This is a genomic window from Cobetia sp. 2AS, assembly GCF_029846355.1.
Classification (GTDB): Bacteria; Pseudomonadota; Gammaproteobacteria; order Pseudomonadales; family Halomonadaceae; genus Cobetia; species Cobetia amphilecti.
Genome location: NZ_JARWKQ010000028.1, coordinates 1 through 260, shown reverse-complemented (window position 1 = coordinate 260; position 260 = coordinate 1). Strand labels below are relative to the sequence as shown.

At 63.8% G+C, this 260-nt stretch carries 1 protein-coding gene; it reads right to left on the bottom strand.

The genetic code is table 11. The features are described from left to right. A partial coding sequence (locus QD356_RS17790; RefSeq protein WP_279878499.1) for a hypothetical protein occupies positions 1-260 on the bottom strand: 260 nt, incomplete at both ends.

Below are 260 nucleotides of genomic sequence, written 5' to 3'. Positions count from 1 at the left end.
CTGACATTGCCGGCCACATCGGTCTGACGGATCTGCACAACGCCATCGGCGTAGCTGCCTTCGGCGAGGGTGAAGGTGGTGCCGGTACCCGCGATCCAGTTGCTGCCGCCGTCGAGGGAGTACTCCCAGCTGGCGTCGGCTTCCAGATCGCTGACGGTGACTTCACCATTGCTGGTGATGCCATCGTCGGTGATGTTGGTGTCGGTGGTGAGCGCAAGGCTCGGTGCGTCGATGGTCGCATCGACCGTCACAGCGCCCAG